16 protein-coding genes are annotated in these 17,247 nt (G+C 39.6%); 4 read left to right on the top strand and 12 right to left on the bottom strand.

Annotated features, from left to right (window positions below):
- Nucleotides 1-181 precede the first annotated feature (181 nt).
- From UP17_RS02305 to UP17_RS02280, 6 genes are all read right to left on the bottom strand, one after another.
- Complete coding sequence (locus UP17_RS02305) at nucleotides 182-1,216, bottom strand: LacI family DNA-binding transcriptional regulator (protein ID WP_061461347.1); 1,035 nt, start codon at nucleotides 1,214-1,216, stop codon at nucleotides 182-184.
- Nucleotides 1,217-1,273: 57 nt separating this feature from the next.
- Nucleotides 1,274-2,092 (bottom strand): carbohydrate ABC transporter permease, encoded by an 819-nt coding sequence (locus UP17_RS02300; RefSeq protein ID WP_061461345.1) that lies wholly within the window; start codon nucleotides 2,090-2,092, stop codon nucleotides 1,274-1,276.
- Nucleotides 2,092-2,952 (bottom strand): carbohydrate ABC transporter permease, encoded by an 861-nt coding sequence (locus UP17_RS02295; RefSeq protein ID WP_061461343.1) that lies wholly within the window; start codon nucleotides 2,950-2,952, stop codon nucleotides 2,092-2,094. The genes UP17_RS02300 and UP17_RS02295 overlap by 1 nt, the downstream gene beginning before the upstream one ends.
- Nucleotides 2,953-3,140: 188 nt before the next feature.
- Nucleotides 3,141-4,430 carry an ABC transporter substrate-binding protein gene (locus UP17_RS02290; protein ID WP_061461341.1) on the bottom strand — a complete coding sequence of 430 codons (1,290 nt, stop codon included), beginning with the start codon at nucleotides 4,428-4,430 and terminating at the stop codon, nucleotides 3,141-3,143.
- Nucleotides 4,431-4,800: 370 nt separating this feature from the next.
- Entirely contained in the window at nucleotides 4,801-4,986 is a 186-nt protein-coding gene (locus tag UP17_RS02285) for a hypothetical protein (RefSeq protein ID WP_061461339.1), read from the bottom strand.
- A 152-nt stretch (nucleotides 4,987-5,138) separates the two neighbouring features.
- Entirely contained in the window at nucleotides 5,139-5,978 is an 840-nt protein-coding gene (locus UP17_RS02280; protein WP_061461337.1) for a YitT family protein, read from the bottom strand.
- Nucleotides 5,979-6,472: 494 nt separating this feature from the next.
- On the opposite strand from UP17_RS02280, the gene bioF reads away from it, so the two are divergent.
- Genes bioF through bioC form a run of 3 tightly spaced genes read left to right on the top strand, consistent with a single transcriptional unit; the run spans nucleotide 6,473 to nucleotide 9,227 of the window.
- Entirely contained in the window at nucleotides 6,473-7,669 is a 1,197-nt protein-coding gene (gene bioF / locus UP17_RS02275) for an 8-amino-7-oxononanoate synthase (RefSeq protein ID WP_061461334.1), read from the top strand.
- The gene (locus UP17_RS02270) at nucleotides 7,666-8,409 is read left to right on the top strand and encodes an alpha/beta fold hydrolase (protein WP_061461332.1); all 744 of its coding nucleotides are present in this window, start codon (nucleotides 7,666-7,668) and stop codon (nucleotides 8,407-8,409) included. The genes bioF and UP17_RS02270 overlap by 4 nt, the downstream gene beginning before the upstream one ends.
- Nucleotides 8,406-9,227: a malonyl-ACP O-methyltransferase BioC gene (gene bioC, locus UP17_RS02265; protein WP_061461329.1), complete on the top strand. Its 822-nt coding sequence runs from the start codon at nucleotides 8,406-8,408 to the stop codon at nucleotides 9,225-9,227. The genes UP17_RS02270 and bioC overlap by 4 nt, the downstream gene beginning before the upstream one ends.
- Nucleotides 9,228-9,460: 233 nt before the next feature.
- Here the strand turns inward: bioC and UP17_RS02260 are convergent, their stop codons facing one another.
- The 6 genes from UP17_RS02260 to UP17_RS02230 all read right to left on the bottom strand — a co-directional run bounded on the left by UP17_RS02260 (nucleotide 9,461) and on the right by UP17_RS02230 (nucleotide 15,818).
- Entirely contained in the window at nucleotides 9,461-10,138 is a 678-nt protein-coding gene (locus tag UP17_RS02260; RefSeq protein ID WP_061461327.1) for an ABC transporter ATP-binding protein, read from the bottom strand.
- Entirely contained in the window at nucleotides 10,135-11,241 is a 1,107-nt protein-coding gene (locus tag UP17_RS02255; RefSeq protein ID WP_061461325.1) for an ABC transporter permease, read from the bottom strand. Before UP17_RS02255 ends, UP17_RS02260 begins: the two co-directional genes overlap by 4 nt.
- A gap of 98 nt (nucleotides 11,242-11,339) precedes the next feature.
- Nucleotides 11,340-12,719: a sensor histidine kinase gene (locus UP17_RS02250; RefSeq protein WP_061461324.1), complete on the bottom strand. Its 1,380-nt coding sequence runs from the start codon at nucleotides 12,717-12,719 to the stop codon at nucleotides 11,340-11,342.
- The gene (locus UP17_RS02245; RefSeq protein WP_061461320.1) at nucleotides 12,716-13,393 is read right to left on the bottom strand and encodes a response regulator transcription factor; all 678 of its coding nucleotides are present in this window, start codon (nucleotides 13,391-13,393) and stop codon (nucleotides 12,716-12,718) included. Before UP17_RS02245 ends, UP17_RS02250 begins: the two co-directional genes overlap by 4 nt.
- A gap of 275 nt (nucleotides 13,394-13,668) precedes the next feature.
- Nucleotides 13,669-13,857: a hypothetical protein gene (locus tag UP17_RS02240; RefSeq protein ID WP_061461318.1), complete on the bottom strand. Its 189-nt coding sequence runs from the start codon at nucleotides 13,855-13,857 to the stop codon at nucleotides 13,669-13,671.
- Between the two features lie 554 nt (nucleotides 13,858-14,411).
- A complete protein-coding gene (locus tag UP17_RS02230; protein WP_061461314.1) occupies nucleotides 14,412-15,818 on the bottom strand; it encodes a M28 family peptidase in 1,407 nt (468 codons plus the stop codon).
- Between the two features lie 275 nt (nucleotides 15,819-16,093).
- On the opposite strand from UP17_RS02230, the gene UP17_RS02225 reads away from it, so the two are divergent.
- Nucleotides 16,094-17,242, top strand: a complete 1,149-nt coding sequence (locus UP17_RS02225; RefSeq protein ID WP_061461313.1) for an iron-containing alcohol dehydrogenase — start codon at nucleotides 16,094-16,096, stop codon at nucleotides 17,240-17,242.
- Nucleotides 17,243-17,247: the final 5 nt, after the last annotated feature.

Here is a 17,247-nt window from a genome sequence, read left to right as displayed (position 1 = left end):
TATTACCTCTTTATTCTTAACGCAAACGTTTGCGTTAAATGTGATCAAACCTTAGTCGATTATCAGATCATACTTATTGGCTTATAGAAAGTTGAATTTTCAAAAATAATAGTGATAATCTATATTGTAAATTTATGTTAGCAAAAATCAAGCTTTAATTAGTAAAACATTTCTACATTTTTCATTTAATTTCCTTTTTGGCAACAAAATGCGACTCCCGCTTTATGATTTTGGTAGGGATCCTTATACTTTTTTCCATCATTTCAGGATTTGCAATGAGATCGAACACGCATTTTGCCGCCTCATACCCTAACTGATACGTATGGATATCAACCGTTGTAAGCGGCGTACTTAAAAATTCTATGAATTCTGAGTGATTAAAACAGACGACACTAATTTGCTCTGGCACTTTCAAGTTCTTTTCAGCTAAAACTCCAAGCAAAAGAACTCCCAATAAAAGATCCATAACCAAAAAAGCGGTTGGAGCCTTACTTAATTCCAGCAATTCATCAATCGCCTTTATTCCATCTGTTCGATTTAAAGGGATCAATTTGATATATTCCTGTGGCACATCTAATCCAGCCTGCTCCATCGCTTGTTGAAACCCTGTCAAGCGGGCTTGAATCACTTCAAACTCTGGACTGCCTCCTAAAAAGGCGATTCGCTCATGTCCAAGGCTGATTACAAACTCCGAAACTTCCCTGGCCGCTTGAACATTATCGTTATCAATGAATGTGATGCCGCCGAAGTTCGTACTTGGCTTCCCTATCAAAACAAATGGAAAGCCTTGCTTTATTAAATACGGCACTACTTTATCGTCCTTTTTAGAGTATAAAACAATCATGCCATCCACTCTTCTGCCCTGAACCATTTTCACGACATCCTCAAAGATGGCATCCTCCGTCTCGCCGGTTGTCAGAGAAAGGCTGTACCCCTCTTTATTGCAGAAATCCCCGATGCCTCGGATCACTTCTGGAAAAAAGGGATTATAAAGTGATTCCCTTGCGGAACTTTTCATGACGATTCCAATGGCTTTTGTGGACTTCGTGACTAAGTTGCGGGCATTTTCATTCATATGATAGCCCATTTCTTTTAATACCTTGCGTACCTTACGCTTTGTCTTTTCACTTATTGTCGGGCTGTTATGAATTACACGCGATACCGTTGATGGAGCGACATTCGCTTTTTTGGCAACGTCCTTTATTGTAACAGACATATTCATCACCACTCCCCGTTCACCGCATATGGTTTAATATTCCCTATATTTAAATAGTTATTTAACGGCTCCATCTGCAATTCCTTTGATAATTTGCCTTTGAGCAAAAAAATACGCAATGATGACTGGAATGATGGATAAAGTAAGTCCAGCCAAGGCAAGATGCCATTGTTTCGTATATTGCCCGAAAAAGAAGAACAATTTAAGCGGAATGGTCTCCGATCCCTCGCCACCAATAACAAGGGATGGCAACAAATAGTCATTCCATATCCAAATGACATTTAAGATCCCAACTGTAATGGACATCGGTTTTAATAATGGAAAGATGATATGCCAAAATACTTGAAACCGGTTAGCACCATCAATTTTAGCTGCTTCATCAAGAGAGATGGGAATCCCTTTTAATGTACCATGGTATAGGAATATGGAAAGACTGCAGCCAAAACCTAAATACATGAAAATCAGTCCGGCCTTATTCAACATCCCCAGCTGACCAAATTGGGCAACAAGCGGTATCATCACAGACTGAAACGGAATCAACATGGCTGCTACAAACACAAAGAAAAGCAAGGAACTTATTTTACTTTTGTTTCGGGAAAGTGCATATGCGGCCATCGCAGAAAAGATGATAATAATGACTACACTGACGCCCGATATCAATAAAGAATTGAATAAAGTCCGAAGGAAATCCAATTGCTCGAAAGCTTGAATGAAGTTTTCGAATGTCCAGGTTTCAGGCAGTCCCAGTGTATCGGCAAATATATCCCGCTTCATTTTAAAAGCATTGACAATCATTAAATAAAACGGAGTGAGCCATATTACGGCTAAAATGAAACCGATGAATCCAACCAGCCATAGCTTCCATTTTTTTCTCATTACAGCTCAACCTCCCTTTTCTTATTGATATAAACTTGTGTTAAAGAAACTGCTGCCACAATTACGAAAAAGATTACGGCTTTTGCCTGTGCATATGCCATATCATTTTCGGTGAAAGCGGATTTTACAATGTTCATCGCGACCATTTCGGTTGAATTATAGGGAGCTCCGTTCGTCAAAGAAAGATTTTGATCATAAATCTTGAACGAGTGGGACAGCGTCAAAAACAAACTGACGGTAAAAGCAGGTGCCACAAGCGGGAAGGTGATATGGCGAAAACGCTGGAAGCTGTTAGCCCCATCAATTTTTGCCGCTTCGATCAAGTCTTCAGGAACAGCCTGCAGATATGCAATATAAATGATCATGATATACCCGGCCATTTGCCAAGACGTTAATATGATCAATCCCCAAAAACCTGTTTCTGTCGTTGATAACCATCCATTAAATGCCTCGATCCCAGTCAAGTCACCAATCGCGCCAAAGACCTTAATGAAAATGAACTGCCAAATAAAGCCTAGGATCAAGCCGCCAATTAAATTGGGCATAAAGAAAACTGTCCGCAGTATGTTGCTTGATTTGATTTTCGATGTCACGATAAGAGCCAAACTTAAACCGATGACATTGATTACAACAATTGCCGCTACGGAAAATTTAATGGTGAACCAAAATGTATCCAGAAACCCTCTATCCGTAAACAAATCCATATAATTCTTAAGACCGATGAAAGCTGGCGTCCCTAGACCGTTCCAATTCGTAAAGGAATAATAAAATCCGTAGATGAGTGGCACGATCACCACCAAAATGAGTGCAGCAAGAACAGGTGTCAAAAACAGCCAATATGCGGCATCCCGATTCCTCAACGAAACCGACCTCCTTGAAATGATTTAATAGATAACGGATTTCAAAAAATATTAAAAATCATCGATCATGACTAGTTAGTAAATGATGTATACCTTATTTACGCAATTTCCCTTAGCTACTTTCTTGTAACAGGAACAACCAATCGACACCCTTTTCATGCCGATTGGTCATTTGCCATTCCGAACACTTACTTGCTATGAATCTTCTCCCAATTTTCAATGTTCTGTTGGACAAGTTCATCCCACGTCAATTTACCAGTTACGTACTTTTGGACACTTGCACCAAGGTCATCATTCCAACCAACCGGATATCCATTAAACACCCACCCAATCGTGTTTCCATCTTGGGAGTATTTATAAATTTCTTTTGAAATTGGATCGGCTATTTTTTCTACATCATATCCTTCATAAGCAGGAATGAATTTAAAATCTTCCAAAACGGCTTTTTTCCCTTCTTCAGATGTATACATCCAGTCGAGGAACTTCTTCGCTTCTTCCTGTACCTTTTCATCCGATTTCTTGTTCACTGCCCAATAGTTCGGTACGCCGACCGGCATTCCTGCTTTGTCTCCATTAGGAATCGGAATGATACCAATGCCTTTTTCCGCTAATTCCGGGTCCATATCATATACTGTGTTATACACCCAGTTACCTTGCTGAATGATTGCAACCTTTTCAAGTGAGAACAACTCTTCCACTTGTTGGGAGTAATCAAGACTTGTTGTCGGCTGGACGGAATATTTATTTTGGATATCGACCATTTGTTTAAACTTGTCACCATCCGTGAATTTAACAGTTGGAGACTTGCTTGCTTTTAACACATTCCCATCAAACTCCGGCGCTAAGAATACATTGGATAAATGGTTTCCTGTCACCCACTTCTCTTTAACCGGGTAAGCGAAAACTGCATCGATTTTCAATTTGTCTTTCTGTGAATCCATTTTCTTAACTGCCGCCTCTAGTGCTGCATAACTTGTAATTTCTTCAGGATTGATTCCGGCTTCCTTAAATATCCGTTTGTTATAAATCAAGCCATATCCTTCCTGGTTAAATGGAAGTCCAAGAACTTGCCCGTCCTCTTCCACGCCATCCAAAGTGCCATCAAGTGCTGCTGCCGCTGCCTTCGTGTCCTTTAAATCTAATAATCTATCTTTATATTGTTTGACATCTACCGGTCCGCCAATGTTAAAAACCGCTGGCTCCTCACCTGAAGCGAACTTTGCCGTAATGGCTGATTTATAATCATTTCCACCGCCAACTGTCGATATCTTGATCTTCACATCTGGATTTTCTTTTTCATATTGTTTCACCAATGCCTCGAATTGCGACTTGAATTCTACCTTGAATTGAAAAATATCCAGAGTCACTTTATCCTTAGAGTCGCTGTTTCCACCAGTAGAAGAAGAGCATCCAGCCAAAATTACACTAAAAATTAATAAAACAGAAAAGATTCCCCCGTACCATTTTTTACGATTCATGCCTACCGACTCTCCCTTTTTTCATAATATTCATGCAATTTTAAGAAAACGTTTGCATAAAATAGTAAAATAAAAACCTTTCGTTCTACGATATGAATAGTCTATCGTACTTCTTTTACATCACCTCCTCACAAACTTTTTTGCAAACGTTTACATTTATGCGCTTTATATTACCACCAAATTCCATACTTTACAATTAAATTGTAGTATATTGTAAAAAAAGGATGTTTAAAACCTTCTCAATCTAATTATATGATTCAGAAACCATTGATTATTCCTTTAAACGATTATAAAAACTATTTTTTTGTACGGGCCATTTTCACCTCTGACATTAGTACCCAAAAAGGGAAACCCAACGGTCCCCCTCTTTTCACTTCAATACCATCTGTACATTGGATGAACCATATTCATCTTTCAGTTCATAATATTTATCGCTTGCCTGTCCAAATTCTTTAAACACACCACTAATGATCAATTCATTCGTTTCCTTATCAACTACACTGTACTTGATATTGCTTTTCCCAAACTTTCTGTCATCCACTTTTAAAAGGATCATCTTAGACACCTCCATATTTAATGGCTGCATTCCTCAGGGTGTGTGGTTTCTTACTTACATAATATAACAAATTATTCGGAATTTACAGATTTTTTTACATTGCAAAATAAAAAAGCCTATTAGGCCTTTTCATTTCGAACTAACCAATCGCTTCAGGACTTCGAGATATCCAAGAATCCTTCACCAAATACATCCCGAACGTCATGTATGGCTATAAAAGCATTGCTATCCGTTGACTGCACAATTCTCTTTAACTTGAGCACCTCTTGCTTACTTATAACGATATATAAAATATCCTTGGATGCTTTTGTATAGTATCCATGACCGCTAAAAACGGTTACCCCTCGGTCCATCAATACCGTCACTTGTTTTGCAATCTGGTCCGCTTCATTTGATATGATGGTAATCGCTTTTTTCGGGTTCAATCCCTCAATGATGAATTCCATCGTTTTTGTTCCAATATAAAGCATTAGGATAGTAAGCATCAGACCTTCTGCGCCAATGATGAAATAAGATGAGAACGCAACGATTAAATCGAAAAACAGAAGTCCATAACTTAAGCTCCATCCCAAATATTTATTCGTAATTCGGGCTAGGATCGTTGTACCGGCAGTCGTACCTCCAACTCGAATGATTATTCCAATCCCTGCTCCGGCAAAAACCCCGCCAAATATCGCATTGATGACAATTTCATCGGAAGATATATTCCAACTTTCGGTTAAATGAAGGAAAAGCGAGTTGAATGCAACGGCGATGATGGTATAAATCGTTGTCATTTTCGACAGATATTTATAACCGACAATGAGCAGGAAAGCATTAATGATCAAACTTAACAGCCCTGGTGACCACTCAAAAAGATAAAATAAAATGATGGTTATCCCCGTGACTCCTCCCTCACCAAGTTCATTGGGAATAACGAAAAGATTTATTGCCAAAGCGAAAATAAAAGCTCCTATTAATATAAATAAAACATCTAAAGAAATCTTTTTCATATTTAATTACCTTCCTTTATGTAATTGTTAATGTGAAAAGAAATAGCTTAATTTCACTGCTCTATAGTAACATGGAATTCCATTTAATCCTTCAAAGATTTGAAGGTTTAACAAAAAGACTACCTTGGTAGTTAGATTATCTTCAATGAATAAGCTTAATACGTATAAGGGCACTAATTTTTTCTAAGCTCTTTTAGACATTAGCTTAACAAAGCTGCTGCCCATGGAAAACAGCAGCCATCATAATCCCCCTTTCAACTTATTGTTATGGTCAAACTCTACTGCTCCACTACATGGTTCAAAGGACAAATTCTAATCAGAATGCTGATAATAGTTCTCCTCTTTCGCCCCTCGTTATCTCCCTGATTTATGGATAATTATTTTATAATCGGGTTCCTTTTCAAAGCTTGACAGTTTTATAGAGTCATGATTAGAATGTCTTATATGTTAACTGAAATAAATTTAAGTTAACATATAACAAAAGGAGAATGTCCATGCACAGTGAAAAACAATTACCTTGGGAAGATAAAATAAAGAAAGAACTGGCTTATTTAGAAGAGATATCGCAAAAACGTGAACTCGTCACAACTGTATTTGCCGAGAAGCCATGGCTTTTGATTAACGGCCATAGGATGCTAAACCTTGCTTCCAATAACTATTTAGGATATGCAGGAGATGAACGGTTGAAAAAGGCTATGGTTGATGCAGTACATACATATGGTGCAGGAGCAACGGCTTCACGTTTAATCATTGGCAATCATCCTCTTTACGATCAAGCAGAACAAGCTCTTGTCAATTGGAAGAAAGCAGAAGCAGGTCTCATTATCAACAGTGGATATAACGCAAACCTAGGAATTATCTCCACCCTGCTGTCCCGTAACGATTTTATTTATAGTGATAAATTGAATCATGCAAGCATTGTCGACGGAGCTCTTTTGAGCCGTGCGAAGCATATGCGATATCGACATAATGATTTAGATCATTTAGAAGCATTATTGAAAAAACCATCAATTGAAGCACGTAAATTAATCGTGACGGATACGGTCTTCAGCATGGACGGTGACTTTGCTTATCTTGAAGACCTTGTTCGATTAAAAGAACGTTATAACGCAATTTTAATGACAGATGATGCACATGGAAGCGGCATCTACGGTAAAAACGGTGAAGGTTATGCCTGTCATCTCCATCTTCAAAATAAAATTGATATCCAAATGGGAACATTCAGTAAAGCGCTTGGTTCATTCGGAGCCTATGTTGTCGGAAAAAAATGGCTTATTGACTATTTAAAGAATCGCATGCGCGGATTCATTTATTCAACTGCACTTCCCCCTGCCATACTCGGTGCTATAAAAACAGCGATTGACCTTGTGCAAGAAGAACCAGAGCGCCGTGCACTGCTCCAAACACATTCGGAATACTTTAGAAATGAACTCACATATTACGGGTTTAATATTTGTGGGAGTCAATCACAGATTGTTCCTATTGTCATCGGAGAAAACGAAAAAACGATGAAATTTGCCAAACGTTTGCAGAAAGAAGGAGTTGCGGCCATTGCTGTCAGACCGCCGACCGTTCCAGAAAATGAGGCGAGAATCCGGTTTACCGTGACAGCTCTCCACAATAAAGAAGATCTTGATTGGGCAGTTAAAAAGGTTTCTATTATTGGAAAAGAAATGGGTGTTATTGAATGAAAAAGCCGAATTTAATCATGCTTCCTGGCTGGGGAATGGAAGAAGGAGCATTTAAACCGTTAATCAAACCGCTGTCTGAAGCATTTAACCTTTCATTTATAGAATGGAGAGATACGAAAACACTCAATGACTTTGAAGAACGAGTCATCGACACAATCGCTTCCATCGATGGTCCTATTTTTTTACTTGGCTGGTCATTAGGGGCACTCGTATCACTTGAACTTATAAGCTCATATCGAGAAAAAATAAAAGGTTTTATACTAATTGGTGCAACGAGTCGGTTTACCACGGATGAAAACTATTCATTTGGTTGGAATCCACTTATTGTCGAGCGCATGAAGAAACAACTACAGCGTAATAAAGAGAAGACTTTGATTTCATTTTATGAAGCAATGTTTTCCGAAGCAGAAAAAAAAGAAGGTTTTTATCATCAATTCAATGCGACAATTCAACGCGAGTTTCATGGAGATGATGTGTTTTCGCTTCTTATAGGTTTGGATTATTTACTTCAGAAAGACGTAAGAGTAAAGCTCGCTCAGGTTAAAACCCCCTTTTTATTGATTCATGGAATGGAAGACAAAATTTGCCCACTCGAAGCCTCAACTTTCATTAAAGAAAATCTGGGTGGGGAAACTGAATTCCACATTATGGAAGGAACTGGTCATATTCCATTTTTCACAAAACCACAGGAATGTGTGCAGCTCATGAAAACATTCATTCAAAAAGGAGTACATTCATGATTGATAAACGATTGTTAAGTAAGCGGTTCAGTGAACATGCGAAAACATATGATGCGTATGCAAATGTTCAAAAAAATATGGCGAGACAATTGGTTGATCTACTTCCTCAAAAAAACCCCAGTCAAAGAATTAATATTCTTGAAATTGGCTGCGGCACTGGTTACTTGACCAGGTTACTCGTTAAAACATTTCCTAATGCTGTTATTACGGCTGTTGATTTAGCACCAGGAATGGTTGAAGTGGCGAAAGGACTGACAAAGGAAGACCGTGTTACTGTTTTATGTGCTGACATCGAAGAAATGGAACTTAATGAAGACTATGACTTAGTTATTTCCAATGCAACGTTTCAATGGCTGAATAACCTTCCTGCAACCCTTGAAAAATTGTCTGCGCGTTTAACGCCTGAAGGATGCCTGATATTTTCAACGTTCGGAACTAAAACCTTTCAAGAGCTTCATATGTCATATGAACATGCGAAAGAAAAGCTTCAACTTACCATTGATAGTTCACCTGGCCAAATGTTTTATACTCTAGAAGAATTATCGCAAGTTTGTGAAGAAGCAATCCCTTTTTCATCAGCATTTCCAATAGAGATGACAAAAATGGAAACGCTTGAACCAGAGTACTTTCAGACAGTACGTGAATTTTTCACTTCAATCAAAAAGATTGGTGCAGCTAACAGCAACAAAGAAAACTACTGCCAACGCCCCGCTTTTTTTCGAGAGTTAATCAACATATACGACACAGAATACCGAGAAGAACCAGGTGTGAAAGCAACTTATCACTGTTTGTTCTTTAAAATTAAAAAACATAATTAATCCGAAGAGAACGGTCTGGGATACCAGCATAATATCCTTTTCTTATAGCCGTATATAAAATATGCCTTTGCCTTTGCTTACATATTTGCAGCCCGTTCCTATAAAATTATTTTTAACGGTTCCATCTAGTATTTCAGAGAATTCAGGCCGCCGCCTCTCCTAATTCCTTTGGAGAGGCGGCGGCCTAGTTACCCCTTGATTCAACTCAAGGGGGCGTGTGTTTTAGGTATAACTCATCCAAATACCTTGCCATCTGTAATATTGACCACTCGATCACATAAATCTAGCATTCTTTCATCGTGCGTTACCATGATGGCCGCTTTATTTCTTGACTTCACCTCATGTGCAAGCATTTCAACAACATCCCTGCCTCTTTTGGAATCAAGACTTGCCGTTGGTTCATCCGCTAAAATGATTTCAGGATCATTCATCAGCGAACGGGCGATGGCTACACGCTGCCGCTCTCCGCCCGACAGTGCTTCAGGCAGGTGATCTGCCCGATTTCCAAGTCCAAGATGGCTAAGCAATTCGTCCGCTTTTTTCACAGTTTTTTTATCCCGCTTGCCAATCAGTTCGGAAATGAGCAGCAGCTGATCTCGTACAGTTAAATATGGAACAAGATTCGATGACTGGAATACAAACCCGATCTTTTCAAGGCGCACCCGAGTCAATTCCTTTGAGGATAGTGATGTAATATCCTCATCATTCAGCAGTAAGCGACCTTCGCTCGGAGATAGTAACGCACCCGCTATTGAAAGAAAAGTACTTTTTCCTGAGCCTGAAGGACCCACGATCGCGACGAATTCCCCCGCTTTCACATTCAGGGAAATATTATCAAGGGCTGTCACCTTATTAACGCCTTCCCCATAAATCTTACTTACGTTTTCAAATAATAGTTTATCCCTCATCATGATACCCTCCCTATTGCTTCGATCGCGTCTATCTTCGCTACTCGGTATAGTGATAGCAGCGAACCCAATAGGGATACAACCAAAAGTAACACGGAATATTTAATGACCAAATCGGTACTCAATACGAATGGCATTCCCTCTGGCATGATTAACGTGACGCCATATGTCAGGGCAACACTGATGGCTATGCATGTCACTGCAAGCAGCATTACTTGACCAATAATACTTTTTGCCAGGTAGCCCGTATTGGCCCCGAGTGCTTTAAGAACTCCGAATTGATTCGTTTTTTGCAAGGTAATCACATAAAAGAATACAGCCAATACGAATGCTGCTATGACAAACAAGAAAGCGATCATCATCGTCAATGTACCCTGTTCCTCTTTGAACCCTGGTATACTCTGAAGGGATTCATCTTTAGAAATGAGCGTTACATCCTCAGGCAATGATTCACGTACATTCTCTTCTGCCTTCGAATCCATTTGCACTGCTATGGTGCTGATTGAATCTTCCCCTTGGTTTTTCAATGCAGGATTAATCTCCTGCCATCCCTTAACATTCATGTAAACAACAGGTGAATGGCTGTAAGACTGCTTTTCTGTAAAACCAACAATGGTGAAAACCTTACCTGATAGGTCATCTTTGAGTGAATCACCTAATTTATAGCCAACCTCTTTTAAAGAACGATCAGCAACTACTTCACCTTGTTTCTTATTGTCATAGTTCCTTCCTTCTATGACCTTCGGTGCTAAAATACCATTAGCATTGGTCGCAAAAATCGTGACATCCGTTTTTTCCGTTGACCCGATTTTATTCAATGTGGTCATCATTTGCCCAAGACCCTCGGCTGCTTTAACATCCGAGGAAGCACGGATTTCATCTAGTTTTTCCATGGATATGATCGATCGGTTCAATTTATTTTTAGAGTCATGCTTCATGACAAAATAGTCGGCCTTCATATTTTGTATGGATGAAGCATTATCTGAAGAAAGTCCATTTGCTAATCCTGAAATGATAAAGACAAGCAAAGCGACCAATACCATGATCAGTCCAATCAGCAGATAACGTAACTTCGAATGCTTTAGTTCACGTATTGCTAAAAACATTATTTCATCTCCCATTCCTTTTGTTACCGATCCAGACGTACTTCAACCGGTATGAATTGATTGTAATCAATCAATATGAATGGAAGATGAACGAATGATTACATAAGGGGCAAACGGATATAAAAAGTGGTCCCTTTGCCAAGTTCGCTTTGAACCTCAATCGTTCCGCCATGTAGTTCAACGGTCTTCTTCGTTATCGAAAGTCCTAAGCCACTGCCTGTTTCACTGCGATTTCTCACTTTATCGACTTTATAAAAGCGCTCAAGAATATAAGGGAGGTCTTCTTCTGGAATTCCCATACCCGTGTCTGAAATCATCACTTCAACAAAGTTACCCATTTTTTTGAGTCGAATAACGATCGAACTGCCGCTTTCGGAGTATTTAATGCTGTTGGTTATCAAATTCGTCCATACTTGATTTAAAAGTTTCTCATCTGCAGTAACGACGGTTGATGGTAAATCCATTTCAATCACCATATTTTTTTCACGCCAATTCCATTCCAGCATAAACATCACTTGCCTTATTTGTTGTGCTAAATCGAAATTGGAACGTTGCAGCGGGTCATCCTCTTTATCCAAGGAAGCAAGCATTAGGAGCTGTTTACTCAACAAGGACATGCGCCGGCTCTCATTTTCAATAATAGACAAGTAATTATTTCTTTGTTCCTTTGTTAATTCCTCCGATTGAAGGGTCTGAGAAAAACCTTGTATAGATGCGAGCGGAGATTGAATTTCATGAGAAACATTTGAAACGAATTCCTGTCTCATATCATCTAACCGCTGTATGCTTTGAGTCATTTTCGCGAAATGTTGTGCCAAATCCCCAATTTCATCACTCCGGGTAACATTCAATTTACTACTATAATCCCCATCAGCGATTCTCTTTGTAGCTTCTGTTAATTTCGTAATTGGCTTAACGATGAAACGCGTGTTAATAATAACAAATAAAAAACTGAGTAGGAGCGTAAGTACGAGCAAAACAGAAAGGTAAAAACGGAACTCTCCAAACTGCAGTTCTATATTCGGCCTTACAAACAATGCATGCCTTTCCCCATTCACGTTCATGGGAACGCCAATGCTATTGATTAATACATCCTCAAAAAAACCGGTAATAAATAGCCCATTATTATAATTGGCGATCCCTTGATACGTTTTTCCGTTCAAAACTCCGGAAATCGTGTCTGGATCCAAAGCCGTTTCCCGAAACGGCTCCCCATATAAAGTTCCTTCACCCTGCTCATTAAAAAGATACATTTGATAGTGCAATCCTGCTATATGATTTAAATAGTCATCAATATCCTGATCTGGGTTTTCCTCATATAAGGAGACAATCTCACTTGCCACTTTGCTTATCTTCTCGCCATTGTAAGGTTTCTGAACCTTATGATAATAGATATTGGAAATCAAAAAAGCGATGACACTGGCAAGCACCATGATCAAAATGGTTTGAATAACTATCCTGAAATAGAGTGTTTTCACTTCCTATTGACCTCCAGTTTATAACCTAAGCCACGGACAGTCGTTATAACAAAATCATCCGTACGCCCGGCAAAACGTTCCCTTAACCGTTTAATATGGACATCAACCGTCCGATCATCCCCTTCAAAATCAGCACCCCACACCAATTCAATAAGCTGTTCACGCGTAAAGACCTGATCAGGAAAACTCCCCAGCTGAGCCAGCAGCTCAAATTCCTTAAGCGGCAGGAGCAACGTATTCCCCTTTATTCTCACTTCATAACTTTTCCGGTCAATAATCGTTTGATTCAATGATATGGATTCAGAATTCACCATACGGTACCTTCGCAATAGCGCTTTTATCCGAAATAGAAGTTCCCGTGGCTCAAATGGCTTGACGAGGTAATCATCCGTACCCGCAAAGTATCCCTTTTCCTTATCGATAAGTTGATCTTTGGCAGTCAATAAAATGACAGGCAGATCATATTGATCCCGGATTTCCTTACAAAGATCCAGTCCGTTTTTAAACGGCATCATAATATCAACAACCGCCAGATGGATCCGTTCCCTCTCCAGTTTCAAGGAAGCTTCATTCCCGTCCTTCGCTTCCGATACCATGTATCCTTCCTTTTCCAAATGAAATTTAAGCAATTCCCGAATATGCCGATCATCATCCGCAATTAATATATGTATCATAGAAACCACATCTCCACTTCTTTTATAGCTCTAGCTACACATACAATAGCAATAATTAAACCTGTAAAACAACAAATACTCATTCCAACTCCAGTTCCTTATAAATTAGTTTGCCACTAATAGGCAAAAAAAAGAAGATAAACAAAAAGGCGGCCAAGGTCTTCATGAACACCTTGGCCGCCTTTTTCCATCTGGTTACTTTTCATATTAACGGGGTTTTATAAATAGACTTAGATAGCAGATCAAAGCCCCGCTTAAAGCAGGGCTTCAATTAACTAAGGTTTTAATTGATCACTAAGCCAGCCATCAATATGATCTAAATTAAAAATCAGTAAATTATTTATGGGTCTTAGATGAGGTATCTTCTTATTTAATATTAGATCATCGATTTCCTTTTCGGTAATTGGATAATTTACCGATTCTAAGTAAATTATTAAACTTTTTATACCATAGGCCTTTCTCATTTAATCACCTCCCACCAAACCCTCCTTATTCAAAAGAATAAAGAAACCTTAGTGCTAGATATTAAATGAAAGACAGCTTAATACTTTTTACCCAATTCCGGAAAAAATAATCCTCTTTTACTTTATGTAAACAACTTGGTGAACCAGTTTGTATAATAGTGGGTATAAAAATAGGCCCTTAACCTTAAAGGCTATTTAAATGAAAAAATTAATCAATTGAATAAGGCCTCCTCTCCTTGGTAATTCCCACTTAATCCTATTCCACATATTTGGATATATATATTTATCTGTTCGTTCAAACCCCATCTTTATAGCAAGTTCAGTGTTGGTTGTATCCAATAATACTTTTCCTGTTGTTCTTTCTTCTGATACTGGAAACAACTCTCCCTTATATTCAGCATAGGGATTAATAGAAAATAATTCATTAACTTCATTTACATAGGGAATCCATCCCATTTGGAAGGATTATGAATTAGACTTTCCCCGTTTTTTCATTTTTTAACATAAAAAAAGAGTGCAGCTGCACCCTCTGAAATTCATACTTTTTTAATGCATTATCTGATTTCCTTTTCGTCAAATAAATGCGGAGCTTTCACCTTTTCCCCTTTTTTATGATTTGGATTTGGCTCTTTAGCTTCGATTTTAGCTTGGTCATAGACAGCGGTTCCGACAATTCCAGCAACATCTTGAAGCTTTTCTTTTGAGATTTTATCAATGGAATCATCAGGGGTATGATACCAAGGTTCTGATGGACTGTGGATGAATAAAGCAGCGGGAATCCCAGCCTCAGCGAAAGATACATGGTCACTGCGTCCGCCTTGTCCATATGGAGTAGGCTCGCCATTCAGCCTTGTACTTGATGCCTGAGCCAGCTCGGTCACAAGATTCAACTCTCCATCATTAGTCAAAATGACCAAATCTCCAGCGTCCTTGCTTCCCACCATATCCAGGTTGAAGTTTGCAATCGTCCGCTTGATCTCATCATCAGAGAGGTTCTCCACATAATTCTGTGAACCAAGCAATCCATTTTCCTCGGCCCCAAAGGTGACGAAGCGAAGTTCCGTATCTGTAGGAAGATTCTTCAGTGCACGTGCAAGTTCAAGTGTGACGGACGTGCCTGATGCATCATCATTCGCTCCAGGTGCCCCAGCGACGGAATCATGATGTCCAGTGATATAGATGATATCGCTCTTCTTAGCTTTAATGGTCTTTGTTGCTTTTTTTGTTGCCACCACGTTATAAGAGGTTTTCTCTCCGGTATAAGCTCCTTCAATCTTTAATGATGCTGTCAGTTTAACTCCGGCATTCAATTTTTCAAGCAGTGCTTCTCCATCCTTTTTCGTTATCGTAACAGATGGAATATACTGATCATTAGCCCCTCCAAGGGTCCCATTTAATTCCCCATCTGCATTATTGAATAGGATGACACCTGCTGCCCCTTTTTCTGCTGCATTCAATACTTTCTCTGCAAAAGTGAAGCTGCCTCTTTGAATAAGGGCGATCTTCCCTGTAACACCCGCTTTTTCAAGCTCTTCCTTCGTTCCTAAGCCGGCATATACCATTTCACCGGATAGATCACCATTTACTGAATAACTTAAATGGTTCGCTTGGATTTCCCCATCAAACCCGTCAACGGACAGCTTGACCAGATTTGGGTCTGTATAGGATAAAAAACTGAACTCGTCAATATCGGCTTTATAGCCATAAGATTCGAACTGCTTTTTGATGAATTGGACGGCCTTATACTCCGAATCAGTACCGGCAACTCGGGGTGTTTGTGAGAGGTATTCAATATTCTTGTAGATTTTGTCGACATCGATCCTTTTAACGATTTGCTTGTCTGTGGATGGCGCATGATGTACTGGAGAAGAACTCGGTGTTGCTAAAGCGGTAGTAGTAGTCCCGGCTGCTCCGATTGTTAATACCGCGACTAATGATACGGATAGAAATTGTTTTTTCATAGATTGCCTGCCTCCTATTTTAATAGATTCCCTCCATTATTTTACAATATACAGAAAATTCTAACTAGGTAGGTTTATCCCTATTAATCCATGTCTAAAGTAACGAATCTACAAATAAAAGAAATGATTAGGTGATTTAGCGCACAACAAAAGTCCTCAATCATTTGATATTTTGTCATATTATATAAAAATACCTGGTATCCAAACAGGATTTTCGTTCTTTTTCGGGAAAATAATACAAGAGAAATTGAATTTTATAGGGAGAAGGCGCAAAGATGTCGATAACTAAATTCGTGATGCCGGAAGTGATTTTTGGAAAAGGTTCCATAGAACAAGCTGGCGAGGCCTGCTTGCGGTTGGGTGCCAAAAAGGCGTTGATAGTCAGCGACTCCGGTGTTTCCAATGCTGGCTGGTTAGATAAAGTCATTGGATCCTGCCAAGAAGTGGGTCTAGCCTTTGCTACCTTCATTGAAATGACGACCAACCCGAAAGACACGGAGATTGAAGCTGGCTGTTTGGCATTTAATGACCAAGAATGCGATGCCATCATTGGTTTGGGAGGAGGCAGTGCTTTGGATGTCGCCAAAGGGGTAGCCCTTTTAGCTACGAATGGTGGCATCATCAGTGATTATGAAGGTGTTGATAAAGTCCACTCTCCCCTCCCACCCATGGTGATGATTATGACTACGGCAGGATCAGGATCAGAGGTCTCTCAGTTTTCGGTGATCGTCGATTCATTCCGCGAGAAAAAAATGACGATCATTTCAAAATCACTCGTCCCCGATATTGCAATAGTCGATCCTGGTACCTTAACCACCTTGGGACCGGATTTGACCGCGGCTACTGGAATGGATGTTTTAACCCACGCCATTGAATCCTACGTTTCTATCGCTGCGACACCGTTGACCGATGTACAGGCTAAAAACGCGTTGTCCATCGTTTCCCGTCACTTACGCCCCTCTGTAGCATCCAGGCATAATGAGGAAGCAAAAAAAGCGATGGCGATGGCAAGTCTGCAAGCTGGACTAGCTTTTTCCAATGCCATTTTGGGAGCGGCCCATGCCATTTCACATGCAATTGGCGGAAAATACCTTCTTCCGCATGGTGAAATCAATGCCATACTGCTTCCCCATGTCATGGATTTCAATCGAATTGCCTCACCAAGGCGATTCAGCGAGATGGCAGACATCATGGGCATCGATACACGGGCATTGACCGAGCAGCAAGCTGGAATGGCAGCCATTCACTTCGTAAGGGAATTATCCCAGGATATAGGGGCTCCCAAGAGTTTAAGTGATGTCGGCATTACGAAAGAAATGATAGAACCCATAGGGATGACCGCTCTTGAGGATGCCTGCATGATCACAAATCCTCGTGATATGTCATTAGAACAGATTAATCAGCTGCTTCTTACAGCCCTTTAAGAGGT

Origin of the sequence: Peribacillus simplex (genome assembly GCF_001578185.1) — a bacterium.
GTDB classification, from domain to species: Bacteria; Bacillota; Bacilli; order Bacillales; family DSM-1321; genus Peribacillus; species Peribacillus simplex_A.
The sequence above is the reverse complement of the archived record's forward strand: the minus strand, read 5'-3'. Positions and strand labels throughout refer to the sequence as shown.

Excerpts from the sequence above, each read along its gene's own strand:
- UP17_RS02305 (WP_061461347.1), bottom strand. The coding sequence starts at position 1,216 with ATGTCTGTTACAATAAAGGACGTTGCCAAAAAAGCGAATGTCGCTCCA.
- UP17_RS02300 (WP_061461345.1), bottom strand. The coding sequence starts at position 2,092 with ATGAGAAAAAAATGGAAGCTATGGCTGGTTGGATTCATCGGTTTCATT.
- UP17_RS02290 (WP_061461341.1), bottom strand. The coding sequence starts at position 4,430 with ATGAATCGTAAAAAATGGTACGGGGGAATCTTTTCTGTTTTATTAATT.
- UP17_RS02285 (WP_061461339.1), bottom strand. The coding sequence starts at position 4,986 with ATGATCCTTTTAAAAGTGGATGACAGAAAGTTTGGGAAAAGCAATATC.
- UP17_RS02280 (WP_061461337.1), bottom strand. The coding sequence starts at position 5,978 with ATGAAAAAGATTTCTTTAGATGTTTTATTTATATTAATAGGAGCTTTT.
- bioF (WP_061461334.1), top strand. The coding sequence starts at position 6,473 with ATGCACAGTGAAAAACAATTACCTTGGGAAGATAAAATAAAGAAAGAA.
- UP17_RS02270 (WP_061461332.1), top strand. The coding sequence starts at position 7,666 with ATGAAAAAGCCGAATTTAATCATGCTTCCTGGCTGGGGAATGGAAGAA.
- bioC (WP_061461329.1), top strand. The coding sequence starts at position 8,406 with ATGATTGATAAACGATTGTTAAGTAAGCGGTTCAGTGAACATGCGAAA.
- UP17_RS02260 (WP_061461327.1), bottom strand. The coding sequence starts at position 10,138 with ATGATGAGGGATAAACTATTATTTGAAAACGTAAGTAAGATTTATGGG.
- UP17_RS02255 (WP_061461325.1), bottom strand. The coding sequence starts at position 11,241 with ATGTTTTTAGCAATACGTGAACTAAAGCATTCGAAGTTACGTTATCTG.
- UP17_RS02245 (WP_061461320.1), bottom strand. The coding sequence starts at position 13,393 with ATGATACATATATTAATTGCGGATGATGATCGGCATATTCGGGAATTG.
- UP17_RS02240 (WP_061461318.1), bottom strand. The coding sequence starts at position 13,857 with ATGAGAAAGGCCTATGGTATAAAAAGTTTAATAATTTACTTAGAATCG.
- UP17_RS02230 (WP_061461314.1), bottom strand. The coding sequence starts at position 15,818 with ATGAAAAAACAATTTCTATCCGTATCATTAGTCGCGGTATTAACAATC.
- UP17_RS02225 (WP_061461313.1), top strand. The coding sequence starts at position 16,094 with ATGTCGATAACTAAATTCGTGATGCCGGAAGTGATTTTTGGAAAAGGT.